This window comes from Novosphingobium sp. NFX11 (assembly GCF_057376415.1).
Window position 1 is genome coordinate 1,151,295 of the sequence record NZ_CP080385.1, and the last position, 22,445, is coordinate 1,173,739.

General features: G+C 65.8%; 22 protein-coding genes and 2 pseudogenes. 7 read left to right on the plus strand and 17 right to left on the minus strand.

The features are described 5' to 3' along the window. Positions 1 to 22 precede the first annotated feature (22 nt). The 11 genes and pseudogenes from KZO24_RS23065 to egtB form a co-directional block, all read right to left on the minus strand. The gene (locus KZO24_RS23065) at positions 23 to 964 is read right to left on the minus strand and encodes a sugar phosphate isomerase/epimerase family protein (protein WP_271184430.1); all 942 of its coding nucleotides are present in this window, start codon (positions 962 to 964) and stop codon (positions 23 to 25) included. Beyond that, positions 964 to 2,331, minus strand: a complete 1,368-nt coding sequence (locus KZO24_RS23070; RefSeq protein ID WP_486487285.1) for a GMC oxidoreductase — start codon at positions 2,329 to 2,331, stop codon at positions 964 to 966. The genes KZO24_RS23065 and KZO24_RS23070 overlap by 1 nt, the downstream gene beginning before the upstream one ends. Further along, positions 2,268 to 2,636 (minus strand): FAD-dependent oxidoreductase, encoded by a 369-nt coding sequence (locus tag KZO24_RS23075; protein WP_486487286.1) that lies wholly within the window; start codon positions 2,634 to 2,636, stop codon positions 2,268 to 2,270. Before KZO24_RS23075 ends, KZO24_RS23070 begins: the two co-directional genes overlap by 64 nt. After that, the gene (locus KZO24_RS23080) at positions 2,636 to 3,205 is read right to left on the minus strand and encodes a gluconate 2-dehydrogenase subunit 3 family protein (RefSeq protein WP_486487287.1); all 570 of its coding nucleotides are present in this window, start codon (positions 3,203 to 3,205) and stop codon (positions 2,636 to 2,638) included. The genes KZO24_RS23075 and KZO24_RS23080 overlap by 1 nt, the downstream gene beginning before the upstream one ends. A 69-nt stretch (positions 3,206 to 3,274) precedes the next feature. Continuing rightward, positions 3,275 to 4,009 carry a TonB-dependent receptor domain-containing protein gene (locus tag KZO24_RS23085; RefSeq protein ID WP_486487288.1) on the minus strand — a complete coding sequence of 245 codons (735 nt, stop codon included), beginning with the start codon at positions 4,007 to 4,009 and terminating at the stop codon, positions 3,275 to 3,277. Next, positions 3,946 to 4,716 (minus strand): annotated as a pseudogene (locus tag KZO24_RS23090) (TonB-dependent receptor domain-containing protein); the annotation flags it as partial. The gene KZO24_RS23085 and the pseudogene KZO24_RS23090, both read right to left, overlap by 64 nt. Beyond that, positions 4,604 to 5,344 (minus strand): TonB-dependent receptor plug domain-containing protein, encoded by a 741-nt coding sequence (locus KZO24_RS23095; RefSeq protein WP_486487289.1) that lies wholly within the window; start codon positions 5,342 to 5,344, stop codon positions 4,604 to 4,606. The pseudogene KZO24_RS23090 and the gene KZO24_RS23095, both read right to left, overlap by 113 nt. Before the next feature lie 257 nt (positions 5,345 to 5,601). Further along, positions 5,602 to 6,567 carry a dihydrodipicolinate synthase family protein gene (locus KZO24_RS23100; protein ID WP_271184426.1) on the minus strand — a complete coding sequence of 322 codons (966 nt, stop codon included), beginning with the start codon at positions 6,565 to 6,567 and terminating at the stop codon, positions 5,602 to 5,604. 128 nt (positions 6,568 to 6,695) lie between these two features. Further along, positions 6,696 to 7,034 carry a DUF2322 family protein gene (locus tag KZO24_RS23105; RefSeq protein WP_271184425.1) on the minus strand — a complete coding sequence of 113 codons (339 nt, stop codon included), beginning with the start codon at positions 7,032 to 7,034 and terminating at the stop codon, positions 6,696 to 6,698. Positions 7,035 to 7,222: 188 nt separating this feature from the next. After that, complete coding sequence (gene egtD, locus KZO24_RS23110) at positions 7,223 to 8,209, minus strand: L-histidine N(alpha)-methyltransferase (protein WP_271184424.1); 987 nt, start codon at positions 8,207 to 8,209, stop codon at positions 7,223 to 7,225. 3 nt (positions 8,210 to 8,212) lie between these two features. Beyond that, complete coding sequence (egtB, locus tag KZO24_RS23115; RefSeq protein ID WP_271184423.1) at positions 8,213 to 9,472, minus strand: ergothioneine biosynthesis protein EgtB; 1,260 nt, start codon at positions 9,470 to 9,472, stop codon at positions 8,213 to 8,215. A gap of 258 nt (positions 9,473 to 9,730) precedes the next feature. Between egtB and KZO24_RS23120 the strand changes: the two are divergent. From KZO24_RS23120 to KZO24_RS23140, 5 genes and pseudogenes are all read left to right on the plus strand, one after another. After that, positions 9,731 to 10,287 (plus strand): annotated as a pseudogene (locus KZO24_RS23120) (peroxiredoxin). A gap of 45 nt (positions 10,288 to 10,332) precedes the next feature. After that, positions 10,333 to 11,325, plus strand: coding sequence for a protein-disulfide reductase DsbD family protein (locus tag KZO24_RS23125; protein WP_486487290.1), 993 nt, complete (start codon positions 10,333 to 10,335; stop codon positions 11,323 to 11,325). Continuing rightward, positions 11,241 to 11,588, plus strand: a complete 348-nt coding sequence (locus tag KZO24_RS23130; RefSeq protein ID WP_486487291.1) for a thioredoxin family protein — start codon at positions 11,241 to 11,243, stop codon at positions 11,586 to 11,588. The genes KZO24_RS23125 and KZO24_RS23130 overlap by 85 nt, the downstream gene beginning before the upstream one ends. 126 nt (positions 11,589 to 11,714) lie before the next feature. Next, positions 11,715 to 12,239, plus strand: a complete 525-nt coding sequence (locus KZO24_RS23135) for an RNA polymerase sigma factor (RefSeq protein ID WP_486487756.1) — start codon at positions 11,715 to 11,717, stop codon at positions 12,237 to 12,239. After that, on the plus strand, positions 12,232 to 12,861 hold the full coding sequence (locus KZO24_RS23140) for an NrsF family protein (protein ID WP_271184419.1): 630 nt from the start codon (positions 12,232 to 12,234) through the stop codon (positions 12,859 to 12,861). Before KZO24_RS23135 ends, KZO24_RS23140 begins: the two co-directional genes overlap by 8 nt. Positions 12,862 to 12,911: 50 nt before the next feature. Here the strand turns inward: KZO24_RS23140 and KZO24_RS23145 are convergent, their stop codons facing one another. Then, positions 12,912 to 13,841: a LysR family transcriptional regulator gene (locus KZO24_RS23145; RefSeq protein ID WP_271184418.1), complete on the minus strand. Its 930-nt coding sequence runs from the start codon at positions 13,839 to 13,841 to the stop codon at positions 12,912 to 12,914. A 122-nt stretch (positions 13,842 to 13,963) separates the two neighbouring features. Here KZO24_RS23145 and KZO24_RS23150 point away from each other — a divergent pair, with 122 nt between their 5' ends. Continuing rightward, on the plus strand, positions 13,964 to 14,662 hold the full coding sequence (locus tag KZO24_RS23150; protein WP_271184417.1) for a pirin family protein: 699 nt from the start codon (positions 13,964 to 13,966) through the stop codon (positions 14,660 to 14,662). 90 nt (positions 14,663 to 14,752) lie between these two features. On the opposite strand, the gene KZO24_RS23155 is transcribed toward KZO24_RS23150, so the two are convergent. Together KZO24_RS23155 and KZO24_RS23160 are read right to left on the minus strand one after the other, a co-directional pair. Next, positions 14,753 to 17,527, minus strand: a complete 2,775-nt coding sequence (locus KZO24_RS23155) for a bifunctional aconitate hydratase 2/2-methylisocitrate dehydratase (RefSeq protein WP_271184416.1) — start codon at positions 17,525 to 17,527, stop codon at positions 14,753 to 14,755. 195 nt (positions 17,528 to 17,722) lie between these two features. Continuing rightward, positions 17,723 to 18,478 carry an SDR family oxidoreductase gene (locus KZO24_RS23160; protein ID WP_271184415.1) on the minus strand — a complete coding sequence of 252 codons (756 nt, stop codon included), beginning with the start codon at positions 18,476 to 18,478 and terminating at the stop codon, positions 17,723 to 17,725. A gap of 71 nt (positions 18,479 to 18,549) precedes the next feature. Between KZO24_RS23160 and KZO24_RS23165 the strand changes: the two genes are divergently transcribed. Further along, positions 18,550 to 19,215 carry a TetR/AcrR family transcriptional regulator gene (locus KZO24_RS23165; RefSeq protein WP_271184414.1) on the plus strand — a complete coding sequence of 222 codons (666 nt, stop codon included), beginning with the start codon at positions 18,550 to 18,552 and terminating at the stop codon, positions 19,213 to 19,215. Here KZO24_RS23165 and KZO24_RS23170 read toward each other — a convergent pair. The 3 genes from KZO24_RS23170 to KZO24_RS23180 all read right to left on the minus strand — a co-directional run bounded on the left by KZO24_RS23170 (position 19,197) and on the right by KZO24_RS23180 (position 22,208). After that, entirely contained in the window at positions 19,197 to 19,436 is a 240-nt protein-coding gene (locus KZO24_RS23170; RefSeq protein WP_271184413.1) for a hypothetical protein, read from the minus strand. The two genes, KZO24_RS23165 and KZO24_RS23170, sit on opposite strands and share 19 nt — an antisense overlap. Positions 19,437 to 19,549: 113 nt before the next feature. Next, entirely contained in the window at positions 19,550 to 20,017 is a 468-nt protein-coding gene (locus KZO24_RS23175) for a hypothetical protein (protein WP_486487292.1), read from the minus strand. Beyond that, entirely contained in the window at positions 19,929 to 22,208 is a 2,280-nt protein-coding gene (locus KZO24_RS23180) for a TonB-dependent receptor (RefSeq protein ID WP_486487293.1), read from the minus strand. Before KZO24_RS23180 ends, KZO24_RS23175 begins: the two co-directional genes overlap by 89 nt. Positions 22,209 to 22,445: the final 237 nt, after the last annotated feature.

Genomic DNA, 22,445 nt, shown 5'->3' on the forward strand with positions numbered 1-22,445 from the left:
ATTTCATTATCCCGCTGGCAGGTCACATCAGCGGCGCGAGGTACTTCTGGGCATCCGCTGCGGTGCGTAGCGGGTCGGTGGGCACGTCGTATTCCACGAAGAAGTGCTCGACCCCCGCCTTCTCCGCAGCCGGAATGATGCGGCGAAAGTCCACCAGACCCGTGCCCGGATCGCGCACGCTGCCATCGGCGGCGACGTCCTTCATGTGGACCATCCGGAACCGGCCGGGATGGCGCTTGAAGTAGGCCACGGGATCGACGCCCGCCTTGGTCGCCCACGCAAGGTCGAGTTCGAACTTCAGTTTGTCGGGGTCGGTGCCTTCGATGATCAGGTCGTAGGGGACGTCGGAGCCGACCTTTTTGAATTCCTGATCATGATTGTGGTACGCCAGCTGGAACCCGCGATCGTGAGCAGCCTGCGCGGCGCGGTTCAGCGCGGCGATGAGTTGCTTGATCTGCTCCAGCGACTGCAGCTGCGAGGGCCAGCTGATCTGCCACACGATGTACTTCTGGCCGAGCGGCCGGGCCTGCTTGGCGCAGGCGTCGATCAGGCCCTCGACCTGATCGAAGTCGAACGCCTCGATGAACTTGCGCTCGAAGGTGGCGCGGTCGATGCGGCCCGCCACGCCATCGTCGAACACTTCGTACAAGCCCGGCGGCATGATGTGCTGAGAGGGCGAAACGAGGCCGTTGCGATCGAAGACCTCGCGGACGAAAGCCGGGTCGCGGCCGAAGCTGCCGAGCGTCTCGACCTCGCGGTATCCCATCTTCGCGACCTTCGCCACGGTGCCCTCGAAGTCGGCATCCAGCAGCGTCATCAGGGTGTAGAGCTGGATGCCCAGCGGCCGCTTCGGCGGGCGGGCAAAGGCGCCGGCGCCGCCCAGCATGGAGCCTGCCGCCAGCCCAGTCGCCAACAGGGCCGTACCGCCCAGCAGGCCACGGCGGGAAAGGGCGAAGTCGGTCATCACAGCACTCCTTGCTTCATCTGGTCGGCCGCGAAGGCGGCAGCGCGCGCTGTCAGCGCCATGTAGGTCAGCGACGGGTTCTGCGCGGCCGAAGCGGTCATGCAGGCGCCGTCCGTCACGAACACGTTCGCCGCGTCATGGCACTGGTTGCGCGCGTTGAGAACCGCCTGCGCCGGATCGTCGCCCATTCGCGCGGTGCCCATCTCGTGAATGGCGAGGCCACCCGGCCCGAGGGTATCGCCGACCATGATGTCGGTAGCCCCGGCGGCCTCCAGCATGGCTTTCGCCTCTGCGGCCATGTCCCTGGCCATCGCCAGTTCGTTCTCGTGCCAGTGGAATTCGACGTGCAGCTGCGGACGGCCCCAGTTGTCGGTCTGGCTGGAGAGCGTAGCGCGGTTGTCGGCATAAGGCATGCATTCGCCCATGCCGCCGATGAACATCTGCCACGGCCCCGGCTGGCGCAGACGGTGCTTGAGCGACAGGCCGATGTCGTCGCCCTCTCCTCCCCGCGTCCACATCTGGCGCGAGGCGCTGCCCTGGTAGCCGTAGCCGCGCCGGAACTGCCGGTCGCTGCCGTCGAGGTTCTGGAAGCGCGGGATGTAGATGCCGCTCGGCCGGTTGCCCATCGGCATCCGGTCGGTGAAGCCGGGGATCGTCGCCAGACCGAATGGTCCCATGACGTGATCCATCAGGTAGCGGCCGAGTGCGTCGGAACGGTTCGCGAAGCTGCGTCCGGTCTGCGTATCGAGGGAATTGAGCAGGATCTGCGTCGACCCCAGCGTCGAGGCATTGAGGAACACCACCCGCGCCGAAACGGTGCTGCGCGTGCGGCTTTTCGCGTCGATGATCCGCACGCCGGTGACGCGGTTCGTCGCCGGATCGTGGATGAGCGAGTCCACCACCACGTCAGTCATCACCTTGAGCCGCCCGGTCGCCTTCGCGGCCGGAAGCGTCGAACTTTCGCTGCTGAAGTAGGAACCGGTGGAGCAGCCCCGGATGCACGGGCCGCAGTAGTGGCACGGCTGGCGGTCGCCGATCGGCTGGGTCAGCACGGCGCTGCGTTCGTTGATGATCGGGCGCCCGCCGAACTTCGCGGCAACCGCACCCTTCACGTGCTCCTCCACGCAGTTCATGCCGTGCGGGGGCATGAACTCGCCGTCGGGCAGAGAGGGAATGCCGTCCGCATCGCCGTTGACGCCGATGAAGCGCTCTACGTGCGAATACCACGGCGCAAGGTCATCGTAGCCGATCGGCCACGGAATGCCGTGGCCGTCCTTGCCCGCTTCGGAGAAGTTGAGCGGGCTCAGCCGAAAGGAAGCGCGCCCCCAGGTGATGGAGCGCCCCCGAGGTGATAGCCGCGTATCCACGCGAAGTCCGCCTCGGGTGCGGTCTCGTAGGGGTTTTCGGCATCATTGACGAACCAGTGTTCGTTAGCGTCCGAAAGTCCCGCCATGCGCGACTGGACCTTGTAGTCGCGCTGATAGCGGTGGCGGTCGCCGAAGCCGCGATAGGGCAGCTCGTAAGGGGCGAGGTGCTCGGTGACGTAGTCGCTGGTAGGATCGACGTCGCGGCCACGCTCCAGCAACAGCACAGAGAAGCCGCGCTCAGTCAGTTCCTTCGCGGCCCAGCCGCCCGAAATGCCCGAGCCGACGACGATGACGTCTGCGTCCATCAGGCGCCCGCTCCGTTCGCAAGGCTCATCGAAATTCCCCAGACGTAGAGAGAGGGCGCCTTATCGTCGGCGCCCAGTGCCGCGCAGGCGTCGTAGGCGCCGGGCACGAGGTTGAGATCAAGCTCCTGGCTCGCGCCGATCTCGCTGGTGTAATAGCCGTAGACGGTCAGTTTGCGCAGCGTCGGCGCCTTGAAGCGCGTGCCGTCGTAGAGCGTGACCACCGGATCGCCCCCGGCAGCGAAGGCGGCCAGCACGAGATCGAGTTCGGCGTCGCAGCGGCGGCGCTCCCCGACGTTCATCCAGTGCTGGTGCATCAGTTCGATGAAACCAGTCACTCCCGCATCCTTGGCGCCGGACGTGTCGTCGGCAGGGATGACGAGGTCCACCAGCCGCTCCAGCGCTGCGTGGCGCTCAGGCGGAAACGGCGTGTAGGTCGGTGGCGGCGGCACCGAAAGGGCTGCATCGCCACCGCCCATCATGTGCCCGGCATGCTCTGCCATGCCCTGCGCCATCGCCGGCGTGCTGAACGCGGCGGCGGCGATCCACTTCAGAATGTCCCTGCGGTGCAATGCCTTGCCTTATATACTGTGACCCGAACGAACCGGGCCGGTGGGGGCACCCCCACCGGCCCTGTCCGATCAGAACTTCACGCCGACCTCGACGCCGTACTGGCGCGGGCTGTTGTAGCTGGCAAGCGTCGAGGTCCCCAGTGCGTGGGGTCCGACCGCCATCGGCGTTCTCTCGTTGCTGAGATTGCGGCCGATCGCGGAGAGCGACCACATGCCCTTCTGCAGCGTAACCTTGGCGTTGAAGAACGTCTTCGGCCCGGTCTCCAGCGAGTTCTGGACGTCCCAGTAGACGTTGCCGCGATGCGACATGTCACCATGCGCGACAAGCTTCAAATCGTCGGTCAGATCGGCTTCGTAGTCGATGCCGAGCTGCGCCGTGAAGCGGTAGATCTGCGGGATTACGTTGTTGTGATAAGCGTCCTGATCCTCGGGCACGAAGTTCTTGATCTTCACATCCGAGTAACCGACCGAGCCGTTGATGCTGAGCCCGCGCGTCGGCCGGATCGACAGCTCGGCTTCTGCACCCATCACTTGCGTCTTTCCGATGTTGGAGATGGCAGTGTAGATACCGTCACCCTCCAGCACGCGCGAGGTGGAGAACTGCTGCCCCTTGAAGTCGGTGTAGAACAAGGCGCCGTTCAAGGTCATCAGGCTGCCGCCAAAGTTGCTCTTGAACCCGGCTTCGAAGTTGTCGGCCGTTTCGGGGCGTAATACAACAGCGTTTCGGCGCTGCTGCTGGGGTTGAACCCGCCCTTGCGATAACCGCGCGAGTAGGTCGCATAAGTGAACAGGTCCGGGCTCCATTTGTAGGAGACAGATGCCTTGCCCTGCGGCTCGCTGAACTTCTGCTTGAGGATCTGGCCGCTCAGGCGATCGAAGTAGGACTGGTTTTCCCAGTCGTAGCGGAAGCCGCCGGTCAGTTCGAGGCGGTCGGTCAGTTCGTAGGACGCCTGACCGAACAATGCGAACGTCTCATAGTGCCTCAGGCTGTCGTTCAGGCCCGGCGTGCCGCCGACAGGACCGTAGCTGCTCTGATAATCGCGCTTTTCGTCCTGGTAATAGCCGCCGACGTTCCACTTGAACGGCCCTTCGCCGGTCGAAGTCAGGCGCAGTTCCTGCGACCAGGTCGTATCGACGAAGTGCACGGTCTGCGTATAGGCATCGACCGCCGTGAAATCGCCATCCGCCGTGGTGTAGTCGCGCCCGCGCGAATAGGCGGTGACGGAGGTGAGCGTCGCCCCGCCAAGTGCCCAGTCGCTTTTCAGCGAATAGCCGCGCAGCTTGGTCTTCACGATGCCCGCCTGGTTCTCGCTCGGATCGGGGATGGTATCCTTGAAGTCCACATCCGGCACCGGGGCCAGCCAAAGGCCGCCGGTCTTGCTATCGGTCGTCGTGGCGCTAAGGGCGAAAGTCAGGTCTTCGGTCGGCGTGAACAGCAGTTGCGCGCGCGTGGTCAGGCCCTTGCCGAAATCGACGTTCTTCGGATCTCGCCAGATTCTTGATGAGGCCATCGGTATCGTAAGCCGATGCGCCGACCGAGAAGTACAGCTTATCCTTGATGATCGGACCGGACAATCCGACCAGACCGCGCTTTTCGTCACCGTTGAAATACTGGAACGAAGCGTTTCCGGTGTATTCGTTGGTCGGCTTGCGCGTCACGATGTTGATGGCGCCCGCGATCGCGCCGCCGCCGTAGAGCGTGCCCTGCGGACCGCGCAGGATTTCGATCTGCTGGACGTTGACGAGGTCCTGCTGGAAGAACATCTGGCCCGGCTGGACGACACCGTCGACGACGGTGGCGAAGGGAAACTCGCCGTCACGGCCGAGCGTGGTGAAACCACGGAACGACACGGTCTTGTAGCCCGGATAGAGGCCGTCGAGCACGACGAGGTTCGGGGTCAGGCGCACCGCGTCCTGCAGCGTGCGCAAGTCGGCATTACCGATCTTCGCGGCCGTCACGACGCTGATCGGGTCGGCGACGGTTTGCGCGGTCTCGTTGCGCTTGCGGGCGGTGACGGTGATCTCGTTCGGCGCGCTCGGCTCGTCGGCGGTCTGGGCCATGGCGGGCGCGGAGAAGGCGGCGAACGCCCCGGAGACCAGTCCGGCACAAACCAGCGCCTTGGTCGAAATGGCAGTCATGTATCGTGTCTTCATGGATCAAACCCTCATGCGCTGAAAGGCCGGGCGCCACCGCGAAAATGCGATAACGCGCCAACTGACTTCCTCCTGGTTGCCTGCATTCGTGCCGCGCTCGTTCCGGCGCGGTGCTCTTGTCTTCTCTGCGGGCCTTGCGGCCGGTCCTGATGCTTCCATTTCAGCCCGGTGCGATCAATGCGATCGCCATCCCGGTTTCATTGTCGCTGACGCAAATTAGCGCCCGCGATCGCCGCGAAATATCAGCCCACGCCCTCCATCGCCCGCTGCACGCCTGGCGTGTCACCCAGGCAGCCGAGCCCGGCAAGCGTAGCCGCGATGCGCCCGGCGTCCGCGGCGCTCACGTCCTGGAACGGCGAACGCACCCGCCCGCCGGGGACGCCGCGCGCATTGAGCGCCGCCTTGAGGATGGCGGCGGCGGAACCGAAGCGCCCGACCAGCGAAGGTGTGAACCATTCGCGCATGATGACGCGATCCTTCGCCCCGCAGGCAAGCGCCCGGTCGAAGTCGCCCTGCCATGCCAGGTTGTAGAAATCCGGCTGGTTGTGGCCCAGCACACCGCCCGCGCCCATCGTTCCGTCCGCATCGTGCAACCGCACCATCGTGAGGCCCACTTCGTCCAGCGGCAGGCCGAACACGCGGACCTCGCCGTGAAGCGCGAAAAAGGTCGCCATGAAATGCGCCATGTCACCCGTCGAATGCTTGATCGCTACCACCGCGTCGAGAGCGGCGATGCGCTCCAGCAGCGGCAGGGACATGTCGATCCCGGTGCCCGGCGGCCAGTTGTAGACGCAGATCGGCAGGCGACTGTGCCGCGCGATCGTCGTGTAGAAAGCAAGGATGTCCTCGTCGCCGGGCCGCGCATAAGGCGGCGGCGTCACCAGCGCGCCGGAGAACCCGGCGGCATGGGCCTGCTCGATGTGCGCCAGCACTTCCGCAGGCGTATAGGCGCTGCATCCCGCGATCAGCGGCAGCCGCTTGCCCATCTGCGCGCCCGCCGCCGCGAACAGCGCATGGCGTTCGCCGGCGTCTAGGCTGAACCACTCGCCGGTCGTCCCCGCGACGACCAGCCCGTGCATGCCTTCCCCATGAAGCCATTCGAGCAGAGTGCCGAGAGCATCGAAGTCGAGGTTGCGCTGGTCGTCGAACGGGGTCGTGATCGCCGGGAGGTATCCCTTCCAGCCAACTCGGTCACGCTTGCAGGCCACGAATGCTCCTTCCAGTAGTACGGCGGGTCATCTGACCTGCCGCACCCTGGTCGTAGCCGGGCGTTGCACCGTTCGCCGAAAACTTGTGTGCGCGCGCCGCAATCAAGCAGCCAGTGCGCACTGCGCCCTCAACCGAGCGGCTGGGGTATAACTTCGATGGCAAGCGTGCCGCCGCCCGCCGCGACTTCCAGAAGACGGTCGATGTTGGGATGCGCGCCGGGGCGGTTGCGGGCATCGGCAGTGTGCTCGGCGAATACGTCGAGGCCATGCTCCGCCGCGCGGGCGTCGAGCGTGCCGAACGACTGCTTGAGGTACTGGTAGACCGCGAGCGAACCCTGCTTGCCCGGCTGATTCTCGATGCTGGCGACCACCGCGCCGTCAATCCCGACGAGATCGATGCGATCCACCCCCGCGATCGGCGGAAGCTGCTGCAGATTTTCCTTGAACGTCGGGCCGGCCTGAATCATCGAATTGGGTTCCTGTGCTGGTTGCCCGGGCTGGAAGCCCGTGCTGCTCCTGCGCCCCTAGCACCGTGCACCGACATCGGCCAACTGGGATGCCGGCCCAGGCACGCGAGACCGCCCCGCCCCCCGTTGAGGCAGCTCGGACCGTGACTTCGCCTTAAACTGGCAACGCGCTCAGCCCGTTTCCACCGTCAGGCGGTGAGGTCATCGCCGATCGCGCGGGCGAGGATGACCATGAACTTGTCATCCGCATCGCCGAAGCCCTGCAGCGGTTCCCAGCCCCCTGCCAGCAGCAGCGTGTCGGCGCTGCGCGGATCGTACTTGTGGCTGTTTTCGGTGTGGATCGTCTCGCCCGCCGCCATCGTGAAAGAGCGACCGCAGACCTCGAAATCGATGTCGCGCGTCGCCGCGATGTGCATCTCGATCCGGGCGCGATCGTCGTTCCAGACCGCCCGGTGCGCAACCCCGTCACGCGGAATCGTGCCGCCAAGCTCCTGGTTGATGCGCTCCGCCAGATTGAGGTTGAACGCCGCCGTCACGCCTTGCGCATCGTCGTAGGCGCGGACGAGTTCCGCCTCCGCCTTGATGCGGTCGAAGCCGATCAACAACAGGCTGCCCGCGCCCAGCGTCTCGCGCATCGAACGCAGCAAGTCGGCGGCCGCCATCGGCTCCATGTTGCCGATCGTGGAGCCGGGAAAGAAGCCCAGGCGCCGATGATCGCCCACTTCGGCGGGCAGCGCGGTGGGCACGCTGAAGTCCGCCTCGACCGGGTGGATCGGCAGGTCGGGATAGCGCGCCGCCAGCGCCTCGCAGGATTCGGAAAGGAATGTACCCGAAATGTCGATCGGCACGTAAGCGGCGGTCCAGATCGCATCGAGCAGCAACGGCGTCTTGGTCGCGCTGCCCGCGCCGAACTCCACGACGACGTGATGCCGTGATCCGACCATGCGCCCGATCCGCGTGGCGTGGGCCATGAGGATGCCGGTCTCGACGCGGGTAGGATAGTATTCGGGCAGCCGCGTGATCTCCTCGAACAACTGGCTGCCGCGATGGTCGTAGAACCAGCGCGCCGGGATCGCCTTGCGCGGCTGCGAGAGGCCGGTCAGCACGTCGCGGCGGAACTGCGCGCGCAGGGCATCGCGGGAGGTATCGATCAGTTCGCGGACGGCGGTGGCCATGGTCTACAAGTCCTTAGCGAGGCGCACGCCGGTGAACTGCCAGCGCTTGTCGGGGGGAAAGAAATTGCGGTACGTGGCGCGCGAGTGCCCGCGCGGCGTTGCGCAGCTGGCGCCCTTGAGCACGCACTGCCCGGACATGAACTTGCCGTTGTACTCACCCACCGCGCCCGCCGCAGGGCGGAAGCGCGGATACGGCAGGTAGGCGGAGCGGGTCCATTGCCAGCAGTCCCCGAACAGCCCGGGCGAACCTTGGGGGTGGATTCCGAACGCTCCGGCCCCCGCGTCGAGTTGGACGCCAACCGACGGATCATGCCCCGCCGCCGCGACTTCCCATTCGAATTCGGTCGGCAGGCGGTGCCCCGCCCAGGTGGCGAAGGCGTCGGCCTCATAGAACGAGACATGCGCAACCGGCGCATCGGGCAGGATCGGCTGGAGACCGGACAGCGTGAAGGCCATGTCCTCGCGCCAGTAGAGCGGCGCCGTCAGCCCCTCTGCATTGATCCAGGCCCACCCGTCCGACAGCCACAGCGCCGGGTTGCGATAGCCGCCGTCGGCAACGAACTCCGCCCATTCGCGGTTCGTCACGAGACGACGGGCAAGAGCGAAAGGTTCGAGCAGCACCTCATGCGCCGGGCCTTCGTTGTCGAACGCGAAGCCAGCTTCCCCGCCGCCATGGCCGATCCGATGAAGGCCGCCTTCGTGCCGGTGCCAGTCCATCGGCACGGCGGACGCCGTCCCGCTCTCCGGCGCGCGCGGATAGGCATAGGCGGGAGCCAGGGGGTTCAGCGAAAGCGCATGCTTCAGGTCGGTGAGCAGCAGTTCCTGATGCTGTTGCTCGTGGTTGAGCCCCAATGCGATCAGTTCGGCAAGATCGGCGCGATGCAAAAGCAGTTCCACATGCGCATCGACATGAGCGCGGTAGGCCAGCACCTCGTCCAGCGCGGGTCGCGAGAGCATCCCGCGCTGCGGGCGCGCGTGGCGCGGCCCTTCCGCCTCGTAATAGGAATTGAACAGGAAAGGCCAGGCGTCGTCGAAAAGCCTGTAGCCGGGCAGGTGGTCGCGCAGCACGAAAGTTTCGAAGAACCACGTCGTATGCGCCAGATGCCACTTCGCCGGAGAAGCGTCCGGCATGGACTGAATGGTGGCGTCGGCATCGGACAGCGGCGCGACAAGCGCCTCGGTAAGACCGCGGACCATAGCGAACCGGGCTGCCTGGCATGAAGCTGAGGCCACCGGGGGCGAACGGTCGGTCATGGAGGCCATGCCGCTCTAACGACCGGTGCCGTCAGCGGATGCATGACGAAACGAATATTGCGACGAATTGCGCTCGCCCGCATTTGATCCGGGACGAGCGGCGCCGGTCGGAGAATGAATACGCAGCAGAGCCGCGCCGTTAAAAAAGCGGCGAGCAAATTTCCGGACCGCAACTTTTTGCCACCCACCAGCGAACAGCGATGGGAAGGCGCTCGATCAGAGCGCTTTCGCCTTGAACCCGTTGGAGCCCCCGTTGGAGCAGAGCCGATGAAAATCCGGAAGAATTTCGCCTTGTCGCTGGCCGTTGGTCTATTCATGGCCGCCGTGCCGAGCCAGAGCTTCGCCGCCCTGCCGCAAGGCGCGAAAGCCCCCGACTTCACCCTGAACGCCGCGCTGGGGGCAAGCCCTTCGATCTCTCGCTGGCCAAGGCGCTGAAGAAGGGGCCGGTCGTGCTTTACTTCTTCCCCGCCGCCTTCACGTCCGGCTGCACGGTCGAGGCGCACCTCTTCGCCGAAGCGACCGGCGATTTCAAGAAGCTGGGCGCCAGCGTGATCGGCGTGACCGCGGGCAATGTCGAACGTGTCGCCGAATTCTCGAAGTCGGAATGCCGCAACCAGTTCGCCGTCGCCGCCGACCCGAACGCCAAGGTCGCCGCCAAGTTCGACGCGACGATGCAGGGCGGCAAGCAGACGATTTCCAACCGTACCTCGTTCGTGATCGCCCCCAACGGGACGATCCTGCTCAGCTACACCGACATGAACCCGCAGGCCCACATCGAGAAGACGATGGCGGCAGTGCGCGCATGGAAAGCCAAGCACGGCTGACCTTTTCCCCACGATCGATCCTTCCCGTCGCCAAGAGGCCCCGTCATGCTTGTTGCCCTGTTGTCCGCCTTCCTCGGCGGGCTGATCCTCAACCTGATGCCCTGCGTCTTTCCGATCATCTCGCTGAAAGCGTTCGGGCTGGCCCGCCAGGGCGGCGATCCGCAGCGGATGCGGCATGAGGGGCTGGCGTTCCTCGGTGGAACCCTGCTGGCGATGCTGGCCCTCGCCGGCACGCTGATCGCCCTGCGTGCCGGCGGGCAGGCGGTGGGCTGGGGCTTCCAGCTCCAGTCCCCGCTCGTGGTCGCCGTGCTGGTGCTGGTGCTGCTGGGTTCGGCGCTCAACCTTGCCGGTCTCTTCGAGTTCGGCCTGGGCCTGCAGCGCATGGGCCAGACGCTCGACGGGAAGGACGGGATGCTGGGTGCGGCGCTCACCGGCGCGCTGGCCGTGGTGGTGGCGACGCCCTGCGCCGGACCGTTCATGGCAGGGGCCATCGGCTTCGCGCTCGTCCAGCCGCCGCTGGCCGCGCTCGCCATCTTTGCGGCGCTGGGCCTGGGCGTGGCCGCGCCCTTCACGGCGCTGTCCTTCAGCCCGGCGCTGGCGAGGCGCCTCCCGCGACCCGGAGCATGGATGACGACGCTAAAGCATGCGCTGGCCTTTCCGATGCTGGCCGCCGCCGCATGGCTGCTATGGGTGCTGGCACAGCAGACCGGAAGTGCGGGCCTGGCCCTGATGCTGGGTTGCGCCCTGCTGCTGGCCTTCACATGCTGGATCTACGGCATGGCGCAAAGGCGCGCGATGGCCGGTCGCCCCGCCCCTGTCCTGCAAGGGCTCACGATCGCAGGCGCGGCGGCGATCGCGGCGCTCTGCGCCCTGCCGGGCAATGCGCTGCGGGCCTCTCCCCGGCCGCGCAGATGCAGGCATCCGCTGGCAGCATACGGACCGACATCGCGCCGGTGCCCTGGTCGCCTGAAGCGGTCGCGAAGGCGCGGGCGGCCGGTCACGCGGTCTTCGTCGATTTCTCGGCCGAATGGTGCCTGACCTGCAAGGTCAACGAAAAGGCAGTGCTTTCCACCGCCGCTTTCAAGGACGGCATCGCGCGCACCGGCACCACCTACATGGTGGCGGACTCCACCAACTATGATGCGCGGATCGAACAGGCTATGATGGAACTGGGCCGCTCCGGGCTGCCGCTCTACCTCGTCTATCCGGCCAAGGGCGGCGATCCGGTGATATTGCCGCAAGTGCTGGACACGAAGACCACGCTCGATGCACTGCAGGCCGCGTCCGGCAAGAAGGTTTGACGAGACGATGCATACGATCCCGCCCGTTCATCCCGGAAGCCGCGTGGCCCCTGAGTGAACGATACACTGTCGTCGGAGAAGGTGGCGCCGGAGAATGCCGCGCCGCAGGATGCATGGCCCGCCCTCATGCGGCGGGCGCAGGACGGCGACCAGCGCGCCTACCGGCTGGTCCTGCGCGCGCTGGTGCCGGTCGTTCGGGTCAGGGTGCGCCGCCGCATCTTCGACGACGCGCTGGCCGAGGACGTCGTGCAGGACGTGCTGATGACGCTGCATCGCCTGCGCCATACCTATGATCCGGCGCTGCCGCTGCTGCCGTGGGTCTCGGCCATCGTCTCGGCAAGGGCGGTGGATGCGCTGCGGCGGCAGGGTAGGTCGCGCGGAAGGGAGATCAACCGGGACGAAACCCTTTCCGGCACCGTCGATCCCGGCGCTGCGGCGGCTTTCGACGCCATCGGCGCCGAACGGGAACTCGCGGGGATGCTCAACATCCTGCCCGATCGCCAGCGCCAGATGATCGAGCTGGTGAAGCTGCAGGAGATGACGCTCGATGCCGCCGCGCAGGAAAGCCGGCTCTCCGTCTCCGCCGTAAAGTCCTTGCTGCACCGCGCGATCACCAGACTGCGCGAACATGGAAAGCAGACACATGGTTGACCATGACACCCTTATCGACACGCTTTGCGACGAGGCAGCGCCGGTACGGCGCGTGGCTCCGGCCTGGCGCCGGGCGCTCGGCTGGACCCCGGTTGCGCTGGGCGTCGGCTGGCTCATGACGCAACTGCTCCATCGCGCCAGCACCGACTGGACCGGCCCCCTTGCCGGGGTCGCGGCCGCGAACATCCTGCTTTCGCTTGGCCTGGGGATCGCCGCGCTCATGGCCGCCCTGTCGGTCAGCGTGCCGGGCCGGGTCGCGCGGGTAAGCGGCTGGTTCGTGGCCTGCCTCGCTATGTGGTTGGGACTGGCAGTCTATAGCATCGGCATAGCCCGCCATCCCGTCGGGCAGCTGGGCCACGGCAGCTACTGCTTCACCTTCGTGCTGGTCGCCGGAGCCCCCATGATCGCGGTCACCGTGCTCGCGCTGCGCCGCACGCGGTCGCTCCATCCGGTCCGTTCCCTGACGTTCGCCGGGGCGGGAGCGGCATTTTTGTCGTTCGGACTGCTGGCGTTCTGCCACCCGATTGCGATGTCGGCGATCGACTTCGCCGGCCATCTCGCCGCCGGCATACTGCTCGGCGCACTGACCATTGCGATCGGCCGCAAGGCGATCGCGGCCTGAGAAATACTCGCGTATGCAGCGCATAATACCCGGCTTGACGAAGGCGTCCGTCAGAGGTCGCCCAATCCCTCCATTTCACGGTCATCCCGGCCAAGAGTGACGAAGCTGTCCAGAAGCCAGCTCGCCGCTGGCCCTGGTGGCGTATCACGCCGCCATATCCCCGAGAAGCGGTACGTGCCTCCGACATGGTCCGGCATAGCCAGCCGCACGAGCGTCCCGGCTACGAGATCGGCCTCGATCATCGGCAGCGGCATGTTCCCCCAGCCTATTCCCTGCCGCAACAGGGCGTGCTTTGCGCCTAGGTCGGCCAGGCGCCAGGTCTTGGGACTGAATACCGAATAATCGCTGCCCTCGGTGAAACGGGAGCGGTCCGTCAGCACCAGCTGCGTATAGTCCCGGCCTGCTCCCGGCGCGATTGCCATCATGCGACCGAGTGGATGGTCGGGAGCCGCCACAGGCACCATCGGCACAGACCCTGCCGAGCGGCTGTCGATGCCTTCGACCCCGGCGGACAATGGCCCGGACAGCCCGACCACGGCCTCCTTGTCCAACACCAGGGCGGTAACCGCGCCGAGCGCCTCGACATGGAGACGAAGCTGCACCGTGGGGAAGGTCGTGGCGAAATCGCGCAACACCTGACCGACCCGCTCGGCAGGCAGCATGACATCGACCGCCAGGTTCACCTCCGCCTCGAGCCCGTCGAGCATGCCCTTCACCTTGGCGCGCAGCCCGTCCACACCCTGCGAAATCGCCTTTGCTTCGGCCAGCACCGCACGGCCCTGTTCGGTCAGTTGCGGCCGCCGGGTGCCCTCGCGCTCGAACAGCATGACGCCAAGCTGCACCTCCAGATTGGCGATCCCGTAGCTGATAACCGAGACCGCGCGATTGAGCTTGCGTCCCGCCCCCGCGAAACTGCCGACTTCCACGACGGTCAGGAAGATCGTCAACTGATCGAGCGTCGGCGTGCCTGGATTACTCACTTTTCCATTTCCTCGAAAAGAACGATGGGTTTTATCTATCTGAACGGAAAAGATCGCAACCCATACAAAAGGCTCAACGAAGCGGCCCCTCTCACTCACCGCCGCTTTACCGGAGACCCAAGATGATCGAACTGCGTCCCTTCGACAGCCTCGGCGGCGCCAATCATGGCTGGCTCGACGCCAAGCATCACTTTTCTTTCGCCGACTACCACGATCCGGCCCGCATGCACTGGGGGAACCTGCGCGTGTGGAACGACGACGCCATCGCGCCGAAGACCGGCTTCCCGCCCCACCCCCATCGCGACATGGAAATCATCACCTATGTTCGCGAAGGCGCGATCACTCACGAGGACAGCCTGGGCAACAAGGGTCGCACCGAAGCGGGCGACGTCCAGGTCATGAGTGCGGGCACCGGCGTGCGTCACTCCGAATACAACCTCGAGGACGTGACGACGAAGATCTTCCAGATTTGGATCCTGCCCACTCGCAACGGCGAAGCCCCAAGCTGGGGCGCAAGACCCTTCCCCAAGGGTGAGCGTGCCGGGCACTTCGAGACGCTGGCCTCGGGCTACGAAGGTGACGGCGACGCCCTGCCGATACGCACCGATGCACGTATCGTCGCCGCGACGCTGCAAGCTGGCGAGACGGCCGAGTACCCGATCGGTGCCAACCGCAAGGCCTATCTGGTCCCTGCGACCGGCGCGGTGGAGATCGAGGACGTGCGCGTCAATGCCCGCGACGGCGCTGCAATCCGTGACATCGACGTAATTCGTGTCACCGCCATCGAAGACAGCGAAATCGTCCTCGTCGACGCTGCCTGAGACGATCGCTCGAGAAAGTTCGCCTCAAAATGAAAATGGCGGCGCATGCAGAGTGCATACGCCGCCATTTTCTCAACCGGTCCGTTTCGGTCAGGCGGCGGTTGCGGCCTGCTGCGGCGCGAACTTGGTCAGGTCGATGCCTTCGACGGCCGCCTTGTACTCGTCCGCGCTCGGCGTACGGCCGAGGATGGTCGAGAGCACGACCACCGGGGTCGAGGCGAGCAGCGATTCGCCCTTCTTCTCTGCGGTGTCCTCGACGACGCGGCCCTGGAACAGGCGGGTCGAAGTGGCGAGGACGGTGTCGCCCTTCGCGGCCTTCTCCTGGTTGCCCATGCACAGGTTGCAGCCCGGGCGCTCGAGATAGAGGATGTTCTCGTACGCGGTGCGGTTGGCGGTCTTCGGGTTGATGTCGTCGAATTCGAAGCCCGAGTACTTCTGGAGGATTTCCCAGTCGCCCTCGGCCTTGAGTTCGTCGACGATGTTGTAGGTCGGCGGGGCGACGACGAGCGGCGCCTTGAATTCGACCTTGCCCTCGGTCTTCTCGATGTTCTTGAGCATCTGGGCGATGATCTTCATGTCGCCCTTGTGCACCATGCACGAGCCGACGAAGCCGAGGTCCACCTTCTTGGTGCCGCCGTAGTACGAGACCGGGCGGATCGTGTCGTGGGTGTAGCGCTTGGAGACGTCCGGGTTGTTGACGTCCGGGTCGGCGATCATCGGTTCATCGATGATGTCGAGGTCCACGACCACCTCGGCGAAGTACTTGGCCGAAGCGTCCGGCGACAGCGCCGGCTTCTCGCCCGAGCGGATCTCGGCGATGCGGGCGTCGGCCTTGGCGATCAGGCCCGCAAGGGTGCCTGCCGCGTTCTCCATGCCCTTGTCGATCATGATCTGGATGCGCGACTTGGCGATTTCCAGCGAGCCGATCAGGGTCTCTTCGTCCGAGATGCAGATCGAGGCCTTGGCCTTCATCTCCGCGGTCCAGTCGGTGAAGGTGAAGGCCTGGTCGGCCAGCAGCGTGCCGATGTGGACTTCGATGATGCGGCCCTGGAACACGTTCTCGCCCGCGCACTGTGCCAGCATCTGCTGCTGGGTAGCATGGACGACGTCGCGGAAGTCCATGTGGGGCTGCATCTTGCCCTTGAAGGTCACCTTGACCGACTGCGGGATCGGCATGGTCGCTTCACCGGTGGCCAGCGCCAGCGCGACGGTGCCCGAGTCCGCACCGAAGGCGACGCCCTTCGACATGCGGGTGTGGCTGTCGCCGCCGATGATGATCGCCCAGTCGTCCACGGTGATGTCGTTGAGCACCTTGTGGATCACGTCGGTCATCGCGTGATAAACGCCCTTCGGGTCGCGCGCGGTGATGAGGCCGAAGTTGTTCATGAAGGACATGAGCTTCGGGATGTTCACCTGGGCCTTCTTGTCCCACACCGAGGCGGTGTGGCAGCCCGACTGGTAGGCACCATCGACCAGCGGCGAGATGACGGTGGCCGCCATCGCTTCCAGTTCCTGCGCGGTCATCAGGCCGGTGGTGTCCTGCGAACCGACAATGTTCACCTTGACGCGCACGTCCGAACCCGCGTGCAGGACCTTGCCCGGGGTGACGCCGACGGCGTTGCGGTTGAAGATCTTCTCGACCGCGGTCAGGCCCTGGCCCTCGACCGTGATTTCCTTGTTCGGCGCGAACACGGTGGGTGCCTCGACGCCCAGCGTTTCGGCGGCGAAGGTCTGGAGCTTCTTGCCGAAGACGATGGCGTAGGAGCTGCCCGCCTTCATGAACTCCATCTTCTGCGGGGTGAAGGCGGCGGCGACGTCGACCAGTTCGTTGCCGGCCTCGTCGGTCAGCTTCTTGTTCTTGACGTCGATCTTGAGGATCGTGCCGGTCTCGACCGAGAACTTCTCTTCAAGCACCGGGTTGCCGTCGTTGTTGAGGATCGGCTTGCCGTCCTCGCCGATCTGCTTGACCCAGTTCTTGAGGTTGATGCCGATGCCGCCGGTCACGTCCACGGTGGTCGCGAAGATCGGCGAGATGCCGTTGGTGCCCGCGACGACGGGGGCGTAGTTGACGAAGGGAACGTAGGGGCTGGACTGCTTGCCGGTCCACAGCGCCACGTTGTTGACGCCCGACATGCGCGAGGAGCCGACGCCCATCGTGCCCTTCTCGGCGATCATCATCACGCGCTTGCCCGGGTGCGCGGCCTTGAGCGCCACGATCGCCTGCTGGCCTTCGGGCGAGATCATGCACTGGCCGTGCAGTTCGCGGTCCGAGCGCGAGTGCGCCTGGTTGCCCGGCGAGAGCAGGTCGGTCGAGATGTCGCCTTCACCGGCGATGAAGGTGACGACTTCGATCTCGTCCTCGACGTCGGGCAGCTTGGTGAAGAATTCGGCCTTGGCGTAGCTTTCCAGCACGCCCTTCGCCACGGCGTTGCCGGCCAGAAGCGCGTCACGCAGGCGGAACATGTCGGCGTCGTAGAGGAACACTTGGGTCTTGAGCACTTCGCCCGCCTCGGCGGCGATGGCCGCGTCATCGCCGAGCGCGATGTCGAGCAGCACCGAGATCGAAGGACCGCCCTTCATGTGCGAGAGCAGTTCGAGCGCGAAAGCCGGGGTGATTTCGGCGACGGTGGCTTCGCCGAGGATGATCTTCTTGAGGAACGCCGCCTTCACGCCGGCCGCGCTGGTGGTGCCGGGAAGCGTGTTGTAGATGAAGAACTTGAGAGCGTCGGCGCGGTATTCGCTGCCGGTATCCTCGATGAGGGTGATGATTTCCGCGATGAGCGCGCCGTCGTCGATCGGCTTGGGCGCGAGCCCCTGATTTTTCCTGCTTTCGATTTCGGCGAGGTAATCTAGGTATAGGCTCATCGTGATCCCTACGTCATGGAGTGGGCGGGAGCCACCATGACAGGTATCGTTGACCGGCCTAGTGGCTGATGGCGCCCCGGTACGCCAACCGGGGCCGACTGGCAAGGCACCGAATGCCTAGGAAAACGGCATTTTCAAATCTGCTTCAAATCTGGGTGAAGCAACTCGAAGAATGCCCGCTCCCGCCCGATTCGCCTATTCCCCGTTTGCCCAGGCCAGGGCATCGGCGCCCGCCGGCAGCACCAAAGGGCAATCCGCATCGGTCGCGGCGCGGTAGACCGCCTCCGCCACGTCCCGCGCCGTGGTGACCGGGCCTTGCCCCGCGCTCTGCATCATCGCCAGCGTCTCGCCCGCGAATGGCGCGTAAGCCTCCGGAAAACCGCCCGCTGCGGCGATCTGCTCCTGCGCCGTCGCCGCGAAGGCGGTCGAGGGGGCCATGCCGGGCATGACGGTCCGGGCCTTGATCCCGAACTGCGCCAGTTCGAGAGCGATCGATTCCGTCAGCGCATTCATCGCCGCCTTGCTCGCGCGGTAGACCGAAAGCAGCGGCAGAGGCTTGTAGAGCGAACTGGAACTGACGTTGACGATCATGCCGGAGCGCCGCTCGCGCATGCCGGGCAGGACCGCCTGCATCATCGCGATCGTGCCGAACAGGTTCGTCTCGAAGATGCCGCGCACCGTGTCCAGCGACGTGCCCTCGAGCGCATTGAGCCAGCCTATGCCCGCGTTGTTGACGAGCACGTCGATCGGCCCGGCCTGCGCCACGGCATCGGCGATGCTGGCCGGATCGGTGACGTCGAGCGCCAGCACCTGCATCCTCTCGGACACGGGCAGGGTGCTGGCGGCGGGATTGCGCATGGTCGCGGCGACATGCCAGCCCTCTGCGTGGAAATACTCGGCAATGTCGCGGCCGAACCCGGTCGAACTGCCGGTAACGAGAACTCGGTTCATCATGAAGCTCCTTGCGGGGAAGGTTGGGAGACCCCAAGATATGAACGATCCTTCAGTTTCGGAATTCGCATATGAACCGTCCCGCACCCGACCTTCTCAAGCCCCGGAAAACCCCGCAACAGGCGCGCTCTGCCGTGACGATCGAGGCGATCCACGTCGCCACCATTCAGGTTTTGCTGGCGGACGGAGTCGGGCGGCTGACGACCACGCGGGTCGCCGAGCGCGCCGGGGTGTCGGTGGGCACGATGTACCAGTATTACCCGCATAAGCAGGCGCTGCTGTTCGCCCTCGTCGAGCGCCAGTTCGCGATGATCGAAAGCGCGATGCGGGACGCGGCCGAGCGCCTTGCCGGAAGCGACCTGGAGACGATCGCCAACGGCCTCGCCATCGCCTGGCTCGATGCCAAGATGGCGGACCGGGTCGCATCGCGGGCCATCTACGGCATAGCGGCCGAGTTCGACATGTCGCAGCACATGAAAAGAGCCGCGACATGCATGACGGGGATGATCGAGGACCTGCTGGCCGCCGCTCCCGGTGCGAAGTTCGCGGACCCGGCCTCGGCCGCATTCATGCTCGCGGCGCTGCTGGGGGGATCAGTGCGCGTGGTCATGGAGGCGGAAGGCTCCGAAGAAGCCTTCGCCTGCCTGCGGCGGGAACTGCCCCGGGCCTGCCACGCCTATCTGATAGCGGCCGGTGCGGGCGTGGCGGACATTATGGATCAGGCCGTAGGCGGATAGGGATGATGTCCGAAGACCCACTGCGGCCGGGGCGAACTATTGGTTTCAATCAAAAGGACCTGCGCCTCCCTGCCCTGCATGCCGATCTGGTGCGCGGCGTCGATCGCGCGGTTGAGCGCGGCCTTCTGGCTGGCGAAGACGTCGAGAGCGACCCCGTGCAGGCTGACGGCCCATTCGAGACCGCGACGGAAAACATGGAAATCGTTGCGGGACGTGGGCATCCGAGCTTCCTTTCGCATATTTTCGATCGAAACCCAGCCGCGCGACTGCGACGGGATGACGATCTGAGATATTCTCAAGTTATTTGATTGAGAATATCTGTCAAGCCCATCTCTCAGAAGATGCGCCGCAGCGACAGCAGGATCGTGCGACCCATCGGATCGAGATAATCGCGCTGGTAGGCGTAAGGCGTCGCGCCGGTGTCGTCGGTGACCTTCTGCCGCTGGTTGAACAGGTTCTCCACCCACAGGCTCACCCGCGTGCCCCGTGCCCAGTCTTTACCCCGGAAGCGGTTCTGGAGATTGGCGAACACACGCAGGTCCACCGTCGCCAGCGAGGCGAAATGCAGGTTGCCCGAGGCCGAGCTGCTGCCGGTGACGTCCGCCGAACTCTGCCAGTTGCCCTCCAAACGCAGGCCGAGGCCGTTGTCGATCAGGCCGAGGCTGCCCTGCACCTTGTGACGCGGCGTGGACGAGCCGGTGATCGTGCCGCCGTCAAGCAGGTCGATCGTCGGCCCGCCCTCGGTCAGCTGGACGTCCTGACGCAGCACCCAGGTGTGGTAGAGCGAGGCGAGCAGGCGCACGCCGTTGTCGCCGCCTCCGCCGAAGCCCCTGCCGCCGGGACCGCGCGGACCACCTCCGAAGCCGCCCGGACCGCCGCCGGGACCTTCTCCCGGGGAGGCCCCATGCCGTCAGGCGGCGGACCCATGCCATCGGGCGGTCCCCTGCCCTCGTCGAAGCCCCGATCGCCCGGCGGTCGGCCGAAGCCCGGATCTCGGCGCCGCGCTCCCGATCGCCGTTGACGGTGATTTCGTTGCCGGTGCCGTCTTCGGGGCTGTGCCCATCGGCCGGACGCTCCTCGCCGGCGGGCGGTGCGGGCGGTGTCTCTCCGCCGGTTTCGGCCCGGCCGCCCGGCCCTCGCCTGCCCCACGTACCCGCAGGCGGGCGCGGCGGACGCGTAGGCTTGCGCAGCTGCGCCGAAAGGTTGAAGCCCCAGCGCACCTGCTCGCTGCGCTGGCGGTAGACGTTGACCGGCCGCGCATCGACCGAGAGCAGATTGCCGTCCTCGTCGCGGATGAAGCGATCGGGATAGGCGTCCTCGACCGCCTGCGTCACGCCGCCCAGCGATAGCACCGCGTTGCGGTTGCGGCTGTTGACGTAAGTGGCGCTGAAATTGAGCTTGGGCGTGCTCATCACTTGCGCGTTGAGCCCCAGCTTGAAACTGCGACGGTCGTCGGCCTTGAGGTTCGGGTTGCCGCCGGTGATCGCCGTCACCAGCACGGTCTGGCCGGTCACGTAGTCGTAGATGCGCTGGTTGCTGGTGGTCACCGTCGGATCGCCAAGATTGGCGACGGTGGGCGCGCTGCGGTCCTGGTTCATCGCCGCGATCACCGTGATCCCGTCACGCGGGCGCCAGTTGAGGCCATAGCCGAAAGTCGCAAGGCTGCCGTAGTCGGACACTTGCGTCACCCCCGCATTGAGGTTGACGCTGAGCGTCCCGATCGCGCCGAGCACGCCCCTGCTGCGGCTGGTGAGCGGAATGTCGACGCTCAGGCGCGCGCTGCCGTTGGTGCGATCGGCATCGCCGCTGCTCGCCATGCCGTCCCGCACGCTCGTGGAGGACTGTGCGGTGAAATCGCCCCCCAGCTTCAGGCTGACGCCAAGGTCGCCGGCGGGCAGCGGCAGCACCTTGCCCGAGACGAGCATGCTGGCGCTGCCGGTGTCGGAGTTCGACTTCGCGCGATTGACGATCATGTTCCCCAGCAGCGCGGGCGAAAGCGTACCATAGGGATCGACGCCCGCAGTCCCCGCATCGAGGGCATCCTGCAGCATCGTCACGTCATAGCCGTTGTCGGCCCGCGTGTCCGATCCTGAATGTGCGTAGCTGCCGATCACCGAGAGCTTCCAGCGGGTCGAAAGATCGACGTTGACCGTGCCGCCCGCCGAGACACCGCCGCTATTCACCGCCTTGCGCAGCGGGTCCTGCGACAGATAGCGGGTGAACGTGTTCTCGGTGCCGTCCGCATAGGGGCTGTCCGCCGGGACCGTCAGCTCCCCGGTCGCCAGTCCATCGAGCGAACGGCTGGTCTGGTATGTCCCCTTGACGTTGAACGAGGCCGTCGCGTTCGAACTCAACTGATGCGCGAGGCTGGCGCCCAGCGCATAGCTGAGGGTCGATGCCTGGACGGTGCGGTAGTCGCTCTCGCCCGGAATCGAAGCAACGGGGGTGACGGTGCTGTCCGGATCGGCGGTGATGTCGCGGTCGCTTTCGCGGATCGCGGCCTGGCTGGTGGCCTTGCCGGTGATGTTGAGCCGGTCGTTGTCGCGGATCTTGGTATAGGTGAAAGCCCCCGTGCCCTGCCCGCCGCCGCCCTCGCCCGACATGCCGCCGCCCAGGTTCACGACCTTGGACTGGAAGCGCCGCTTGAGGATGATGTTCACGACCTTGGACTGCGCGTCGTAGCCGTATTTAATCGCGACTTCCTCGGGCAGGATATCCACGCGCAGCACGGATTCCACCGGCAGGTCACCGACTTCGTTGACGCCCGAAACGCGCTTGCCGTTGACCAGCACCACCGGCCCGCTCGAGGCATCGCGCCCGGCGATGCTGGTGGTCTGGTCGGCCAGTTCGTCGAGCAGTTCGGCGATGGAATCGACCCCGTAGGAGGCGATCTCGGCCTGGCCCAGCTTGTTCTCCGGCGGAATGTCGCCGATCACAGCGCCCGGCAGGGCTTGGCCGGTAACGACGATGTCATCCCCGTCGCCGGAACTCACCTGAGCCGGCGCTCCCCGCCCGTCTGAGCAGCCTGCTGCTGCGCCTCGGCTCCCTGCGGCGCCATGATCGCAGCGGAGGTCAGGAGGGCGCCGAATGCGCGGTGACGGAGCGGGATGGGAGACGCGAATGTCATGCCATCCGGCTACGACTACGATCGCACGCAGCCCATCCGCAAATCGTGAGAAATTGTAATCAGGCGTCGCAGCGACCGACCCCCGAACCGAAGCTATCCCCTC

Coding starts and splice junctions, on each gene's coding strand:
- KZO24_RS23105 (WP_271184425.1), bottom strand. CDS start 7,034: ATGATTCAGGCCGGCCCGACGTTCAAGGAAAATCTGCAGCAGCTTCCG.
- KZO24_RS23135 (WP_486487756.1), top strand. CDS start 11,715: ATGCGGCGGGCGCAGGACGGCGACCAGCGCGCCTACCGGCTGGTCCTG.
- KZO24_RS23095 (WP_486487289.1), bottom strand. CDS start 5,344: ATGACTGCCATTTCGACCAAGGCGCTGGTTTGTGCCGGACTGGTCTCC.
- egtB (WP_271184423.1), bottom strand. CDS start 9,472: ATGGCCTCCATGACCGACCGTTCGCCCCCGGTGGCCTCAGCTTCATGC.
- KZO24_RS23065 (WP_271184430.1), bottom strand. CDS start 964: ATGACCGACTTCGCCCTTTCCCGCCGTGGCCTGCTGGGCGGTACGGCC.
- KZO24_RS23075 (WP_486487286.1), bottom strand. CDS start 2,636: ATGGACGCAGACGTCATCGTCGTCGGCTCGGGCATTTCGGGCGGCTGG.
- KZO24_RS23150 (WP_271184417.1), top strand. CDS start 13,964: ATGATCGAACTGCGTCCCTTCGACAGCCTCGGCGGCGCCAATCATGGC.
- KZO24_RS23160 (WP_271184415.1), bottom strand. CDS start 18,478: ATGAACCGAGTTCTCGTTACCGGCAGTTCGACCGGGTTCGGCCGCGAC.
- KZO24_RS23165 (WP_271184414.1), top strand. CDS start 18,550: ATGAACCGTCCCGCACCCGACCTTCTCAAGCCCCGGAAAACCCCGCAA.
- KZO24_RS23125 (WP_486487290.1), top strand. CDS start 10,333: ATGCTTGTTGCCCTGTTGTCCGCCTTCCTCGGCGGGCTGATCCTCAAC.
- KZO24_RS23170 (WP_271184413.1), bottom strand. CDS start 19,436: ATGCCCACGTCCCGCAACGATTTCCATGTTTTCCGTCGCGGTCTCGAA.
- egtD (WP_271184424.1), bottom strand. CDS start 8,209: ATGGCCACCGCCGTCCGCGAACTGATCGATACCTCCCGCGATGCCCTG.
- KZO24_RS23155 (WP_271184416.1), bottom strand. CDS start 17,527: ATGAGCCTATACCTAGATTACCTCGCCGAAATCGAAAGCAGGAAAAAT.
- KZO24_RS23085 (WP_486487288.1), bottom strand. CDS start 4,009: ATGGAGCCCGGACCTGTTCACTTATGCGACCTACTCGCGCGGTTATCG.
- KZO24_RS23140 (WP_271184419.1), top strand. CDS start 12,232: ATGGTTGACCATGACACCCTTATCGACACGCTTTGCGACGAGGCAGCG.